This is a genomic window from Pseudomonas wadenswilerensis (assembly GCF_024749185.1).
Classification (GTDB): domain Bacteria; phylum Pseudomonadota; class Gammaproteobacteria; order Pseudomonadales; family Pseudomonadaceae; genus Aquipseudomonas; species Aquipseudomonas wadenswilerensis.
In genome coordinates, this window is the sequence record NZ_CP087191.1 from 3,441,210 (window position 1) to 3,456,702 (window position 15,493).

10 protein-coding genes are annotated in these 15,493 nt (G+C 61.5%); 9 read left to right on the forward strand and 1 reads right to left on the reverse strand.

Going from position 1 to position 15,493, the window contains the following annotated elements:
* Window positions 1-13 precede the first annotated feature (13 nt).
* Window positions 14-1,246 carry an NADH:flavin oxidoreductase/NADH oxidase family protein gene (locus LOY45_RS15745; protein ID WP_134062106.1) on the forward strand — a complete coding sequence of 411 codons (1,233 nt, stop codon included), beginning with the start codon at window positions 14-16 and terminating at the stop codon, window positions 1,244-1,246.
* 89 nt (window positions 1,247-1,335) lie between these two features.
* On the opposite strand, the gene LOY45_RS15750 is transcribed toward LOY45_RS15745, so the two are convergent.
* A complete protein-coding gene (locus LOY45_RS15750; RefSeq protein ID WP_115087041.1) occupies window positions 1,336-1,866 on the reverse strand; it encodes a glyoxalase superfamily protein in 531 nt (176 codons plus the stop codon).
* Window positions 1,867-2,201: 335 nt separating this feature from the next.
* Between LOY45_RS15750 and LOY45_RS15755 the strand changes: the two genes are divergently transcribed.
* From LOY45_RS15755 to LOY45_RS15790, 8 genes are all read left to right on the forward strand, one after another.
* Window positions 2,202-3,176 (forward strand): fimbrial protein, encoded by a 975-nt coding sequence (locus LOY45_RS15755; protein ID WP_258577974.1) that lies wholly within the window; start codon window positions 2,202-2,204, stop codon window positions 3,174-3,176.
* 54 nt (window positions 3,177-3,230) lie between these two features.
* Window positions 3,231-6,050, forward strand: a complete 2,820-nt coding sequence (locus LOY45_RS15760) for an ATP-binding protein (protein ID WP_258577975.1) — start codon at window positions 3,231-3,233, stop codon at window positions 6,048-6,050.
* Window positions 6,037-7,224: a response regulator cyclic di-GMP phosphodiesterase PvrR gene (gene pvrR / locus LOY45_RS15765; RefSeq protein WP_115087044.1), complete on the forward strand. Its 1,188-nt coding sequence runs from the start codon at window positions 6,037-6,039 to the stop codon at window positions 7,222-7,224. Before LOY45_RS15760 ends, pvrR begins: the two co-directional genes overlap by 14 nt.
* An 85-nt stretch (window positions 7,225-7,309) precedes the next feature.
* Entirely contained in the window at window positions 7,310-10,528 is a 3,219-nt protein-coding gene (locus LOY45_RS15770) for a hybrid sensor histidine kinase/response regulator (protein ID WP_258577976.1), read from the forward strand.
* Between the two features lie 41 nt (window positions 10,529-10,569).
* Window positions 10,570-11,217 (forward strand): response regulator, encoded by a 648-nt coding sequence (locus tag LOY45_RS15775; protein ID WP_258577977.1) that lies wholly within the window; start codon window positions 10,570-10,572, stop codon window positions 11,215-11,217.
* A gap of 130 nt (window positions 11,218-11,347) precedes the next feature.
* Window positions 11,348-11,935 (forward strand): fimbrial protein, encoded by a 588-nt coding sequence (locus tag LOY45_RS15780; RefSeq protein ID WP_134062110.1) that lies wholly within the window; start codon window positions 11,348-11,350, stop codon window positions 11,933-11,935.
* A 73-nt stretch (window positions 11,936-12,008) separates the two neighbouring features.
* Window positions 12,009-12,758: a fimbrial biogenesis chaperone gene (locus tag LOY45_RS15785; protein ID WP_115087048.1), complete on the forward strand. Its 750-nt coding sequence runs from the start codon at window positions 12,009-12,011 to the stop codon at window positions 12,756-12,758.
* A gap of 89 nt (window positions 12,759-12,847) precedes the next feature.
* On the forward strand, window positions 12,848-15,430 hold the full coding sequence (locus LOY45_RS15790) for a fimbria/pilus outer membrane usher protein (protein WP_258577978.1): 2,583 nt from the start codon (window positions 12,848-12,850) through the stop codon (window positions 15,428-15,430).
* Window positions 15,431-15,493: the final 63 nt, after the last annotated feature.

Genomic DNA, 15,493 nt, shown 5'->3' on the forward strand with positions numbered 1-15,493 from the left:
CGAGGCACTCCCCATGAACGTGTTCGACAAGCTGACATTGCCCAACGCAAGCGAGATCCCCAACCGCCTGGCCAAGGCCGCGATGGAAGAGAACATGGCCGACGCCGACCAGGCGCCGTCCGCAGAGTTGCTGCGTTTGTACCAGGCCTGGGCCGACGGTGGCGCGGGCCTGCTGATCAGCGGCAATGTGATGGTCGACAGCCGCGCCATGACCGGCCCGGGCGGTGTGGTGCTCGAAGATGACCGGCAACTGGCCAAGTTCAAGCGCTGGGCCAGCGTCGGCCGTAGCCATGGGGCGCAGTTCTGGCTGCAGATCAACCACCCCGGGCGGCAGATGCCGGCCAACCTCGGTCAACCGACCTGGGCACCTTCGGCGGTGGCGCTGGAAATGGGCAAACTGTCCAAACACTTCAACACGCCCCAGGCGATGACCGAAGCGGTGATCGTCGAGGTCATCCAGCGCTTTGCCCGTACCGCGCAACTGGCCGAACAGGCCGGCTTCACCGGGGTTGAGATTCATGCCGCGCATGGTTACCTGCTGAGCCAGTTCCTCTCGCCGCTGAGCAACAAGCGCAACGACGCCTGGGGCGGCTCGCTGGAAAACCGTGCACGGCTGCTGCTGGAGATCGTCAAGGCGGTGCGCGCCGTGGTGGCGCCGCAGTTTGCCGTGGCGGTCAAGCTCAACTCCGCCGACTTTCAACGCGGCGGCTTCAGTGCCGACGATGCCCGCCAGGTGGTGCAACTGCTCAACGGCCGGGGCGTCGACCTGGTGGAATTGTCCGGTGGCAGTTACGAAGCCCCGGCCATGCAGGGCGAGGCTCGCGACGGACGCACCCTGGCCCGGGAAGCCTACTTCCTGGAGTTCGCCCGCGACGTACAGAAGGTGGCGAGCATGCCGCTGATGGTCACTGGCGGCATCCGTCGCCTGCCGGTGGCCCAGCAGGTGGTCGACAGTGGCGTGGCCATGGTCGGCATCGGCACGGCGCTGGCCATCGACCCCAACCTGCCCCGCGCCTGGCAGCAAGGCAAGGGCACGGCGCCGGCGCTGGCGCCGATCACCTGGAAGAACAAGCCGCTGGCATCGCTGGCCAACATGGCCCTGGTCAAGTTCCAGCTGCGCAAGCTCAGCCAGGGCAAGGCGCCCCGCCCGCAGGTATCGCCGCTGTGGGCGCTGATCGGCCAGCAACTGGGCAATGCGCTGCGCGCCCGCCAGTACCGGCAGTGGATTGCCCAGCGCGTGCGTTGAGCCACTTCGCGCTCAATCGCGGGTCAAGCTCGCTCCTGTAGGAGCGGGCTTGACCCGCGATGAGGCCAGCACAGCTCTATCAGGGTCCATCAGCTCTGGCAGAAGCGAATCCGGTTGCCAAACGGATCATAGACCTCCAGCACCTTGCCCCAGCCCTGCTCGACGATGTCCGGCCGGCCATAGCCGTAGCGCTTGGCCTGCAGTTCGTCGCGCAGTTGCTCGATATTGTGCATGGGCACGAAGATCGTCGCCCCCGGGCTGGCATCGCCGTGATGCTCGGACAGGTGCAACTGCAGGCCATCGCGGTTGATGCCCAGGTACAGCGGCAAATCGGCCTCGAAGCGGTGCTCGAACTCGACGCTGAAACCGAGAAAACCCAGGTAGAACTCGCGGGCCTTGGCTTCATCGAAACTGCGCAGGATGGGGATGGGCTTGTCGAAGCGGATCGCCGCTGGCGGGGTGTCTGGGGGCAACAGCGCGGCGGCGGTGTTCCAGTCCTTGTAGCCCAGTTGCTGCGCCACCAGTTCCAGCGCAGCAGCGTGTGAAAGCGCTGGGCTATGCGCTTGCAGCGACACGCGCAGGCGCTTGGCCATCTGTTTGGCTTGCTCGTTTGAAATCATCGTTCCTCCTGAAGCCGAGGCCGTGTGGTGCTCGCGTTGCCAAACCTCGACTGCAAGAAAAGCGACAGGGTTCGGGTGCTTCTTTACATGCTTTCACCATGCCCTTGTGGGCGCGAGCGGCAGGCAGCATTGGCCTGGGCGCGATAGTACACAGATGATCAGCGCGCTGTCGATTTCACCCTTGCCCAGCGGTGTGCTGGTGGCGCGTTATGTACGGGGTCGTTTGCCTAGTTGCGCCAACAGCGGCGATGCACTCTAAGAATCGCCTGATGTTCGCGTCTGGGCATGGACACTAGAGATGCATCGCATCTTCATCACCGTGTACCGTCATCACCATGATTTTTTCAACCTGGCAGCGCATTTTATTGGGCATCGCTTGTGTAGTCGCATGGGCAGTTGGCCCCGATGCAATGGCTGCCAATTGCACCTTTACCTTTAGTGACAAGCACAACAAAGAGACCACGGTGAACTTCGGCGCCGGTTTGACCGCTGACAGCTTGACGATCCCCCAGGACGCCCCCATCGGCACTATCGTTTATCAGCAAAGCCTTAACTCAGCAGAGCATGTCTTCACGTGTGCGGCAGCAACACGATACGGATTCGCCATGAACCCTGCCCTGGGTATACCGGTAGACAGTACTTACCCCCTGGGCAAGAGCGGGCTTTCATTTCGCGTGGGCACCCCCAACCCGAACATCTCCTACATGCCACCGCCGTTTAACGTGGGCGCAGGGACCTATACAACCAACGGCGGTAACTACACGCTCGAAGTGTTCAAATCCGGCGATTTGTCAGCGACCAACGAAATTCCCGCCGGTTTTCTGGGCAACCTGCAAGTTACTGACCTGGTGTTCATCAAGTTCAACCTGCTCAAGCCCATTCACCTGAATACCGCCTCCTGCCAAACACCCTCGGTGCCGGTATCGATGGGTGACGACTACCGCCTGCAGGAATTCGAAAAAAGTGGCGATACCCCGCGGGTGATCAAGTTCAACATTGCCCTGAACCAGTGCCAGCGCGGCATCAAGAAAGTGACGTACCAACTCAAGGCCACCACTCGGGTCATCGATGCAAAAAACGGTGTCGTGGCACTGAATGGCGAATCCACGGCCAAGGGCATCGGCTTGCAGTTGATGAACGATTCAGGACAACCCATTGCCCTGGACACCTCGTATCCGTTCAATGGCTTCGACCCCTTGGGTACCGACTTCAAAATCCCCTTGGCCGCCGCCTACTACCGCCTGGCCGAAGATCACCTTGAAGCAGGCAGCGCCAACACTGCCGTGACCTTCATCATGAGCTACCTGTAGTCAATTAAGGATCGTCTTATATCGCCGGCACCCCCGCGTGCCTAAAGTGCCGGCATGAGATTGAAGACGTACCTGCATCAGATCAACCCGATCCTTTCCACCCCCCATGCGGCGCGACGCTTGTTGCGCATTTTCGCTGTGGTGTTGCTGATCGGCATTCTGGGCGGGGTGTACAACTTTTTGTTGTTCACCTTCACCAATGAAGTGTCGCAGCGTCGTGGCTACATGAGCAGCGCGATCGCCGAGGCCCATACGTTTTTCACCACCCGCCAGGCCCTGCTCGAGAGCCTCAGCCTGTCGGCCACGCGTAAATCCCGAAGCGTGCCACCGATGTCCGATGAAGAAATCCACCTGCTGCTGGGCACCACGCCCGGCAAGCAGTGGCGCATCGGGCTGACCCAGCGCATGCGCGACAACTTGAAAGCCAAGCAGGTCAATCTGATTTACGTCAGCAGCGGCACCGACGCACAGGTAAAACGCCTGTACACCGCGACGCCGATGCCGAGAACCTTTCCTCAGGCGATGCTCAAAAGCCTGGAAACCTTGAAGCGCGAAAACAACTCACCCCATGAAGAGCTTTGGCTGACTCATCAATCGGCCAAGCATGCACAGCTGTACATTTTCATCCGCCTGGACGAACGTGACGTGGACTCCGGCTGGCTGGGCCTGGAAATGGATGGCCGTAAAGTCTCCAGCGCCTTGAACGACCAGAGCGCCGGCGAGTTCATGATGTTCAACGCCCAGGGCATGCTGTTGTTTACCAATAGCCACAGCGCACACTTGAGCCAGAACCTGTTGCAACTGCAGCGCGAGAACTTCTTCGGGCTGGTTGGCGAACGCTGGCTGCCCGATCACCTGGTGATTCGCAAACAACTCAAGTCATCCGACTGGCAACTGGTGTATTCCATCAGCCTGCAGGCGCTGCTCGCCGCGCTGGTATCGCAACTGTTGGGCGCCCTGCTGTTCTGCCTGCTGAGTATCAGCCTGGTGTGGCTGCTGATCCGGCGCCTGGAGCATCGTTTCATCACCCCGACCATCCACCGGATCCAGGCCGTGGTCGAAAGCGAGCTGTTCAGCCGCGACGTGATCCAGACCGCCCCTGTGGCGCTGTGCGTACTGCGCCGCGCCGATGGCCAGGTGGTGCTGGAAAACACCCTGTCCCAACAGTGGCTGGGCCAGGGCGGTGAGCGCGAGCAGTTGTGCCCCGGCTGGATTTGCCAGGCCTTTGCTGGCACGTCGGCGACCTTCACCGACTATTTTGAAACCGCCGATGGCCGCCACCTGTACTTGAGCAGCTCGCCCACCCGCTACAAGGGCGAGGACGTGCTGTTGTGCGCCTTCAGCGACATCAGCGCCCGCACCCAGATCGAAGAGGCGCTGCAACAGGCGCGGCAACTGGCCGATGCCGCCAACGAAGCCAAGACGTTGTTCCTGGCAACCATGAGCCACGAAATCCGCACCCCGCTGTACGGTGTGCTGGGCACCCTGGAACTGCTCGCGCGTACGCCACTGGACGTCCAGCAGCGCGACTATCTGCGGGCGATCGAAGGCTCCTCGGCAACCTTGTTGCAGTTGATCTGCGATGTGCTGGACGTGTCGAAAATCGAAGCGGGCCAGTTGGTGCTGGAGTCGAGCGAGTTCTGCCCGCTGGGGCTGGTACAGGAAGTCATCCAGAGCTATGCCGCCGCCGCCCGCAGCAAAGGCTTGCAGCTGTATGCCTGCCTGGACCCGCAGTTGCCGGAGCGGGTTATCGGCGATGCCACGAGAATCCGCCAGATCCTCAACAACCTGCTGAACAACGCCGTGAAGTTCACCGACGCTGGACGGGTGGTCCTGCGGGTCAGGCTGCTGTGCCGCGAAGGCGAGCGCGCTACCTTGCAATGGCAAGTCTCGGACACCGGCAAAGGGATCAGCCAGGACGATCAGGCGTTGATTTTCGATCCGTTCTACCAGATCGATGGCAACACCAATGTGGTGGCGGGTACGGGGCTTGGCCTGCCCATCTGCCAGCGCCTGACCCATTTGATGAACGGCAGTATCCGCATGGTCAGCGAGCTGGGGCTGGGCAGCAGTTTTTCCCTGACCCTGCCACTGGAGCAACCCTCGGGCAATACCCTGCCAAGCACCATGTCCAGCCTGCTGCCGGAGATCGTCCATGTGGTTTCACCGATCCGCGAACTGGCCGAGGTCGTCAGTGGCTGGTTGCGTCGCTGGGGCGCCCGTCCGCAAATCGGTCGCCCGCCCAGCGCCGACCTTGCCACGCAAAGTGTCCTGATCGAACTGCACGCCAGCGCTTTCGAGCAGCGCCTGGAGCCCCATTGGCTCGGCCCGCTGGTGCTGGCCTGCGGCGATGGCAGCAACGAACCGCAGATCATGTCCGGCGCCTGGAAGGTCAACCTCAACGACTTGCCGGCCATTCACCAGGCCGTCAGCCTGGCCCAAGGGCTGTGGGTGGCAAGCCCCCGGGAGGCGTTCGATCCGTACGACCTCAAGCAGCTGAACCTGCACATCCTGGTCGCCGAAGACAACGTGATCAATCAACTGATCCTGCGCGATCAACTGGAAGAGCTCGGCTGCACCGTGGAGCTGGCCGCCAATGGCAACGAGGCCTTGTCGCTCTGGGACAACGGAAAATTCGACGCGGTCCTCAGCGACGTCAACATGCCTGGGCTCAATGGTTACGAGCTGGCTCGGGAGCTGCGTCGCCTGGGCTGCACGGCGCCCATCATCGGTGCCACCGCCAACGCCCTGCGCGGTGAAGCGGCCTTGTGCCTGGCGGCGGGTATGAATCACTGCCTGGTCAAGCCTTTCACGCTCAGAGCCCTGTTCAATTACCTGGCGCCTTATGAAAGAACTCCCCATGAAGCCCTGTAGCATTTTGATTGTCGAAGACCACCCCTTCCAGCACCTGTACCTGCAACACCTGTTCAGCGAACTGGGTGATTTCCATCTGGAGGTGGCATGCGATGGCGCCGAAGCGCTCGCTCGCTTGAAACGGCGTCAGTTCGACCTGGTCCTCACTGACTTGCTGATGCCCGGCATGGATGGCGTGCAGTTCATCCAGGGCCTGGCAGCCCTGCGCTGCAGGCCAGCCCTGGCAATCATGAGTGCAACCTCGCGGCGTATGCTGATGGCGGCCAGCCTGGTGGCGCGCAACCTGGGAGTGAAGGTCATCGGCCTGATCTCGAAACCGGTCAAGGCCGCCGCCCTGCGCAGCCTGACCGATCAACTCATGGGCTTGCGCAATGCCGCGCAGCCCGAGCCCACTCCGGGCTTCGAGCGCCAGGCGATCCTCGATGCCCTCGACAACGGTCAGCTGCAGGCCTGGTTTCAACCCAAGAAGGCCCTGGCCAATGGTCGCATCGTCGCCGCCGAGGCACTGGTGCGCTGGATGCACCCCGAGTACGGGGTGCTGTTGCCGGGCATGTTCCTCACCGCGCTCAAGCTTTACGGCCTGGAAGAACCCCTGTTGTGGCACGTGCTGGGCCAGGCGATCAAAGCCCAGGCGCAGTGGCGTGAGCAGGGCTATGACATTCCGGTGTCCATCAACCTGCCCACCCACCTGCTCAACAGCCATGACCTGGCCGATCGCATTCTGGCGTTTGTTCACGATCAGCAAGGGGTACCGGGGAAAATCTGCTTCGAGCTGATGGAGTGCTCGGTACCGCAGGACATCAGCAATTTCTACGCCGGCGCCTGCCGGCTGCGGATCATGGGGTTCGGCCTGTCGCAAGATGATTTCGGCAAGGGCTACAGCTCCTACATGAACCTGGTGTCGACGCCCTTTACCGAGCTGAAGATCGATCGGGCGCTGGTCCAGGGCTGCAACGAGAACGAAGAGCTGGCCCAGGCGTTGACCAGCATTGTCGCGCTGGGCCGGCAATTGGGTCTGACCGTCGTGGCCGAAGGTGTAGAAACCGCGCAGGAACTTGCTCTGTTGCGTAAAATCGACTGCACTCAGGTCCAGGGTTTCCTGATTTCCCAAGCCGTGTCTTCGAGTCAGTTCCAGCAGTTGTTGACCCATGACGGTCCGGCAAGCGCGTATTGACCCGCAGGCATGTGCGTTTGAACGTCTCTTGCTTCGAGGTCTCCGTGCACAACCGCTTTGCGCTCACCTACCGGGTGGCCCCGCGATGAATCATCCCAACGCTTTCTTCGAGAAGCTGGCCAACAGCTCGCTGCGCCTGAACAGAGGCCTGACCGTGCTGTGCACCACCGTACTGCTGTTGATCGGCGTCAGCTATTGGGGGGTGCAGCGCACGCTCGAAGAACAGCACGACACGGTGCGGTTCCACTTTGCCCGGGTGCTGGAGAACCTGCGCGAGCAGGAAGCCTTTCTCGACACGGTGTCTGCGCAGAGTGCCAAAGGTGAGCTGCTGGACTCACTGGTCTCCCCCATATCGCTACAAAAGGCACTGCCCGATGAAGGCCCTGACATCTATCAGGGGCAACAGTTTTCGTTCTCGTTGCCGTTCAGCGTGAAGATCAACCCGGACAGTGTTGCACCGAGCCAACAGGCGAAAGTCTTTACCCTCGGGGCGCACCTGGCCGATTACTACAGCGCCTTCTGGTCTGCCTCGCACTTTCAGTCACCACAGGTGTTTCTGTTCAACGTTCCGGACAACTTCGACATTGCCGTGCCCGCCGCCGGACGCTTGCGCGACGCAGGTCAGATACAGGGTGGCGAGTTCGTCGCAGTGATGAAGCAGGTGCTGCAGCGGCTGCACGACAACAATCCCAAGCCGCTGGACAACCAGGTTCACTGGGTGCAGTACAACGAAGCATCCGATAACGTTGCCATCCCGTCCGTGCTCGGCTACGTCAATATCGACCTGTCCTCGACCCATCTGAACATCCAGGGTGCCAGCCCCTGGGTGGTGGTCGCGTCTCTGCTGAACCTGTCCCAGGTCAACGACGTCGAGCGGATCATGCAGTGGACGATCTACGACCATTTCACCCTGATCGCCCCCTCCGGCGAAGCGCTGATCGGTGCGGTGAAGCCTGAACTGCACCTGCATGAAGGGCTGAACTTCAACAGTGACGGGCTGGTGTTCAAGGTATCCAGCACCCAGGGGCGACCCTGGACGGGGATCTACGTCATCAGTATCAAGAGTTTCCTCAATTACGCCCGCTGGCCGTTGCTTGGCTTGTTGCTGGCGCTGCTGGCGGCGCTGGGCGGCGGCTGGGCCTTCAACCGCTGGTACAAACGCCGGGTGGTGCTGCCGGCCCACCAGGCCCATGAGAGCATCGCCGAAAGCGAGGCGTTCAGCCGCACTGTCATCGACACCGCGCCGACCGGGCTGTGCGTGGTCCGCCGCAGCGATCATCAGGTGTTGATGGAGAACCCGCGCGCCCAGCAATGGCAGGACAGTGCCAAGCTGATCAACGCCCTCAACCGCCAGCACGACCTTACCCGCTCCGGGCAGACCGACCTTGAGGTCGACGGCCGTCACCTGCACGTCGATTTCATTTCCACCCGCTATCACGGCCAGGATGTCTGGCTGTGCGCCATCCATGATGTCACCCGCCGGGTCGAGGACGCCGTGGCGCTGGAACAGGCACGCAAAGCCGCCGACTCGGCCAACGAAGCCAAGACCCGGTTCCTGGCGACCATGAGCCACGAGATCCGCACGCCGCTGTACGGCGTGCTGGGCACCCTCGAATTGCTGGGGCTGACGGCGCTTGAGCCGCGTCAGCAGCAGTACCTGGACACCATCCAGCGTTCCTCGGCAACCTTGTTCCAGTTGATCAGCGATGTACTGGACGTGTCGAAGATCGAGTCCGGGCAAATGACCCTGGAAGCCCAGGACTTCTGCCCCCTGGAACTGACCGAAGACACCGTGCGCACCTACAGCGCCTCCGCCCAGGCCAAGGGGTTGCAGCTCTATGCCTGCATTGACGCCACACTCCCTGACCGGGTGCGCGGCGATCCGCTGCGCATCCGGCAAATCCTCAATAACCTCTTGAGCAACGCGATCAAGTTCACCGATCACGGCCGGGTGGTACTGCGCCTGCGGGTACTGCAACGCAGTGGCGAGGAAGCCAGCCTGCAGTGGCAGGTCAGCGACTCGGGCATCGGTATTTCCCAGGCCCAGCAGGCGCAGTTGTTCGATCCGTTCTACCAGGTGCGCGACGCCTCCAGTGAAGCCGGTGCAGGGTTGGGCCTGGCAATTTGCTGGTGGCTGTGTGAATTGATGGCCGGCCAGCTCAAGGTCGTCAGCGAACCTGGCCTGGGCAGCAGTTTTTCCCTGCAACTGGCACTTGAGTGCCGACCGGGCGAGCTGGCCGATTGCCCGGCGTTCGAGCCGGGCGCTGCGCCGGTTTGCGTGCGTGCTCCGACCCAGGAGCTGGCGCAGCACCTGTGCACCTGGCTCAATCGCCTGGGCGCACAAGCCTGGCCCGCAGGTGCCGAGATGAAACCGGCAGCGGCCTCGACACTGTTGGTGGATATGTTGCCGCTGGGCAACGAAACGCCCTGGCCCGGAGCGCGGATTATCGCCGCCGCAGGCGCCCGTAACCCGCCGCAGCATTCGGCCCAAGGCTGGGAAGTCGATGCCCACGATGTGCGCGCTATCGCCTGGGCGGTCTACCTGGCGCAGCAAGGGGGCAACCCCCAACACCAGGCACCGGTGCCGCACCAGGCCCTGGCCCTGAACCTGCGGGTACTGGTGGCTGAAGACAATCCGATCAACCAGGCGATCATCAAGGAACAACTGGAAGCGCTGGGTTGTACCGTAACGGTTGCCGACAATGGTGAACAGGCGCTGGCCCAATGGCTGCCCGGGCGGTTCGACCTGGTCCTGACCGACGTCAACATGCCAATCACCAATGGCTACGAACTGGCCTCGGCCTTGCGCCAACGGGATACTCAGGTGCCCATTATCGGCGTCACTGCCAATGCCCTGCGCGAGGAAGGTGAACGCTGCGCGGCCGTGGGCATGAATGCCTGGCTGGTCAAGCCGCTGAACCTGCAGACCTTGCGCACGCAATTGCTCAAGCACTGCAGAGCGAACCAGTCGGCGCATGCCATCGGCGCCACCCTCCCCCCGCTCCCGCAAGCGCCTGCAACACCGCTGCAGTTGTCAGCGAAGATGCGGGCGCTGTTTGTCAGTACCCTGCAACAGGACATGCAGGACACCCGCACCGCGCTTGAGCGTGGCGATGCCGACGGCGTGGCACAGAAACTTCACAGCATCGCCGGGTCATTGGCCGTGGTGCAGGCCCTTGCCCTGGCGCAGACCTGCGCCGAGCTCGAGTGCCGGCTGACCGGGCTGACCATCACCCCGGCCCTGGCGCAGGAGGTGCTTGACGTCCTTGAAGCGCTGGGCGCTGTGCTGCTCGCCGTCGAATGACTACCCCCCACTTTTTCAGCAAACCTTACGGACGACCGGTCATGAAAAAACTAAACGTTGTCATCGCTGACGATCACCCTATCGTGTTGCTCGGCGTACGCGAACTGGTAGAGCGCGATGTGCATTTCAGCGTGGTCGGCGAAGCCGTCAGCTCCGTCGGCCTGATCAAGCTGCTGGAACAGCAGCCGGTCGACCTGGTGATCACCGACTTCAACATGCCCGCCGACTCCCCCTACGGCGATGGCCTGAAGCTCGTGGGGTATTTGCAGCGACACTTCCCGAACGTGCAGGTCCTGGTGCTGACCATGATCTCCAACCCGTTGATCCTGACCCGGCTCCATGAGCTGGGTGTACTCGGGGTTATCCAGAAGAGCCAGTTGCACAACGAAATTGAAATCGCGCTCAAGGCCGTCGCCAGCGGCAAGCCGTTTCACAGCGCCGGGGCCGCCCCCACGTCGGTGGTGGAGTCCAGCACCGCCCTGGACGAACGCTTTGCCCGGCTGTCGCCCAAGGAGCATGAAATATTGCGCCTGTTTGTCGCCGGGCTGAGTGTCAATGAAATTGCCCGCAGCCAGAATAGAAGCGCCAAGACGATCAGTGCGCAGAAGATCGCGGCCATGCGCAAACTGGAAGTTGCCAGTGACCAGGACTTATTGGCGTACTGCCTGGAGCGCAAACTGTTCAATTAACCGGCGTTATCGAGCCTGCCGAAACCCGCCGTTAGTGCTTATAAGGATCGTCTGATTCTTTCTTCCGATTGGCCTCCGTATTGTGTAACTGCACTTTCATGCAGCACTTAAAACACCTATGGAAATCAGAATGAAGAAGTTCACCCTGGCCTTTATGACCCTCTCGATCCTCGCCGCCACTGGTCACGCGCTCGCCGCCGACCCCGTGCCGACCAAAGCCGGTTCCGGCACCATCAACTTCACTGGAAAAATCAACAACGACGCCTGCTCCGTTGAAAGCTCGGACATGAACAAGACTATTTCCGTGCCCATGGGTGAAGTGTCGATCAAAGACATGGGCACCGCCGCCGCGCCGATTGGCAGCGGCAAGCTGAGCGCGGAAAACTTCGACATGAAGATCAACTGCAACAAGGGCACCAAAGTGTCGATGATCTTCCAACCGAAAAAAGCCGACGGTTCTGGCCTGGTCGAAGGCACCAAAGTACTGAGACTGATTGATGGTCTGGGCGCGGCGAAAAACGTCGGTATTGCCCTGCTCGACGCCAATGGCGCGCTGATCGACCTGACTTCCGACGCCACCGCCCGCGTCGAGAACACCCTGCAGGATGGCAACACCACCCTGAAATTCTCCGCTGCCTACGTCACCACCGGGGCCCTGGACACTGTCGTTGCCGGTCGCGGTGACGCCACCCTGCCATTCGTTCTGCAATACGAATAACTCCAGAGCAGGCTCTGACCCGGAGCGGGGCAACTCGCCCCGCTTTTTTCTTGGCAATGACGCGGTAATTATCATGTTGGTTCGTCAACCCCTTTCCTTCTGCCTGGGCATCCTCGGCATGCTCGCGGTTGCCCAGGCCTCGGCCGGCATCTCTTTGAGCGGCACTCGCCTGGTCTTTGATGGCAAGCACAAAGAGGCCGGCATTACCGTGCGCAACACCGGTGATGACGTGCTGATCCAGTCTTGGGTCGACAGCGATGGCCCTGACTCGACGCCAGTGCCGTTCGCGGTTACGCCGCCCCTGGCGCGGGTCACCGGCAACGAGCAGCAGTTGTTGCGGGTGATCTATGAAGGCACCGGCATGCCGTCGGATAAAGAGTCTGTGGTCTGGCTCAACGTCCAGGAAATCCCCCAGGCGGCAAAAACCGAAAACACCTTGCAGCTCGCGGTTCGCCAGCGCATCAAAGTGTTCTTTCGCCCATCAGGCCTGACCGCCAACGCCTATCTGGCCCCCACAGAACTGCAATGGCAATTGCGCGAGCGCGCAGGGAAAACCGTCCTGGGGATTGATAACCCCGGCCTCTACCACGTGTCCATGGGGGATATAAAACTGCAATCCGGCCAATCAACGGAAATCGTCGTTGATTCCATGATGATCGCCCCGGGTGAACACAAAGAGTTAGCGGTAAAGCAACTCAACGCAGCCGGCACGGCAAACTTGTCATTCACCAGTATTAACGATTATGGCGCCCAAGAGCATTACACCACGCAACTTGTCAATGCCACGGCAACAAAGGCCAGCCTGACGAAAGCGTCACCTTGAGCCACCGGTTTGACTATTCATCGTACTTCCACCGCACTTTACTTCGCTCCGCACCGTTACTCGTATCGGGGGTGATATAGGTTATTTGCATGTCTTTACTCACTGGCAGCAAACACGATCATGGCGTAAACCAGCCAAAGCGACCGGCAACGCCCCCCACCCTATTACACCCGTCGACCCTTTGCCCCCTGCTCATCGCCATCGTCTCATGCCTGCCCACGACAGCGGGCGCAGCCACCCCCGCAGCCAGCGATATTGAGCAGGAACAGTTCAACACCTCGTTCCTCCAGGGCGCCCAGTCGTCGGTGGACCTGCAATTGCTACTCTCGGCCAACAGCGTGCTACCGGGTAACTACCGGGTCGACCTTTACAGCAACGAAGTACTGGTAGGCCGTCGTGATATTGAATTCCGGCGCACACCCAGCACCGGCAAAGTCGAGGCCTGCCTGACCCTGGACCTGCTCCGGCAACTGGGCATCGACATGAAAAAGCTGGAAGCCACGAACAAGCTCACCCCGGCTGAGCCAGAGGCCTGCTACGACCTGTCCGCGCTGATCGACAAAGCCACCCAGCGCTATGACGTCAGCCGGCTGCGCTTGATGGTGAGCGTGCCGCAAGTCGCCATGCAACGCGGCATGCGCGGGTATGTCGACCCGGCGCTGTGGGATGACGGCGTATCGGCGGCGTTCATCAATTACCAGTTGAGCAGCAACCGCAACAGTACGGACACCGCCACCACGCTGTCCAACAATCTGGGCCTGCGCAACGGTATCAACCTGGGCGCCTGGCGACTGCGTAATGAGTCGAACTTCAGCAGCAGTACCGATCAGCCCAACAAGTTCAAGAGCAACCGCAGCTACGTTCAGCATGATGTGACCGCGTTGAAGGGGCAATTCAGTGCCGGCGATATCTTCTCCGACGCCGACCTGTTCGACAGCGTGCGCTATCGCGGCCTGAAACTGGCCTCGGACGAAGGCATGCGCGCCGACAGCGAGCGCGGCTACGCGCCGATCATCCGCGGCGTGGCGCAAACCAGCGCCACGGTCGAGATCCGCCAGAACAACTACATCCTCTACACCGCCAACGTACCGCCGGGCCCGTTTGAAATCAGTGATATCTATCCCAGCGGCTCGAACGGTGACCTGCAAGTGACCATCATCGAGGCCGATGGCAGTCGTCGGGTTAGCGTGCAGGCGTTCTCCAGCTTGCCGATCATGGTTCGTGAAGGCCAGCTGAAGTACAGCGTCTCGGCGGGCAAGTACAACAGCAACAGCGAGGGCCTGGCGTCGCCGAAATTTGTCAGCAGTACCCTGGCCTATGGCATCAGCAGCAACCTGAGTGGCATCGTCGGCGTCCAGGCCAGCGACAACTTCCAGGCGCTGGCACTCGGTGCCGGGCGCAACACTGCCATTGGCGCGGTCTCGGTCGACCTGACCCACTCCTCCAGCCGTACCCCGGGCCAGTCGGTCCGGGGCAATAGCCTGCGGGCGCTGTACGCGAAAACCTTCACCGGTACCGACACCAGCTTCACCCTGGCCGCCTACCGTTACTCGACCGAGGGCTACCGGACCCTGACCAACCATGTCGAAGAGCTCGATACCGATAGCCCCAAGCGTACCGGCAACTCGAAAACCCGTACCGACCTCACCATCAACCAGAGCCTCGGCCGCAACCAGCAATATGGCAGCGTCTACCTCAATGCCAGCGATCAGCGCTATTGGGGCCGGGGCGGTTCCCAGAGCCTGTCCGCCGGTTACAGCAACTATTGGGGTGAGCTGAGCTACAACCTTGGCGCCACCTACAGCAAAGATGTCGGTGATTACGGCCCCTCGAACAATGACACCCTGGTCAACCTGTCCGTGTCCTTCCCGCTGGGCTCCAAGCCCCGGGCGCCGCGCGCCTTCGTCTCGGCCAGCACCCAGAAGAACAGCGACAGCACGCAAGTTGGCATCAACGGCTACCTGTCGCAAGACAGCGACACTTACTACTCGCTGCAAGGCGGCAACAGCAGCACTGGCGGCAGCTCGGCTTCAGCCAACATCACCACCCGCACCAGCGTTGCCGATATCGGTGTCGGCTACAGCCAGGGACGTGGCTACAACTCGCAAAACCTCAACCTGGCCGGTTCCGTCGTCGCCCATGCCGGCGGCATCAACCTTGGCCAGACGGTGGGTGAAACCTTCGCCCTGGCTGAAGTTCCCGGTGTTGCAGGGGTCAAGATCGGCAGTTACAGCGGCGCGCAAACCGGCGCCAACGGCTTTGCCGTGGTGCCGAACGCGCAACCCTATCGGGTCAACTGGATCAGCCTGGATACCCGCGACCTGGGCGCCGACATCGAGATGGACAACGCCACCCGGCAAGTGGTGCCAAGGCGCGGTGCCGTGGTGCTGGCCCGCTACGCCAGCAAGAGCGGCAGACGGGTGCAATTCGAGCTGTTCGATGCTCAGCACCAGCGCATCCCGTTCGGCGCCTCGGTTGAAGACCAAGCTGGCAAACAGCTGGCAATCTCTGACCCTGGCGGCAACGCCCTGGCCCTGGTCGAAAAGGATTCGGCCACGCTCCTGATCAAATGGAATGACCAGCAATGCACGACGTCCTACGCGCTCCCCGAGCGCAACCCGGCACTGAACTACGAGCGCGTGCCGCTGGTGTGTCAACCGGCGTTGCCTTGATCACGGGGCAAGCCTGCTGCGCTTACTGACGCAAATGTTCGTCGAAGGTCCTCCATAGTTGTC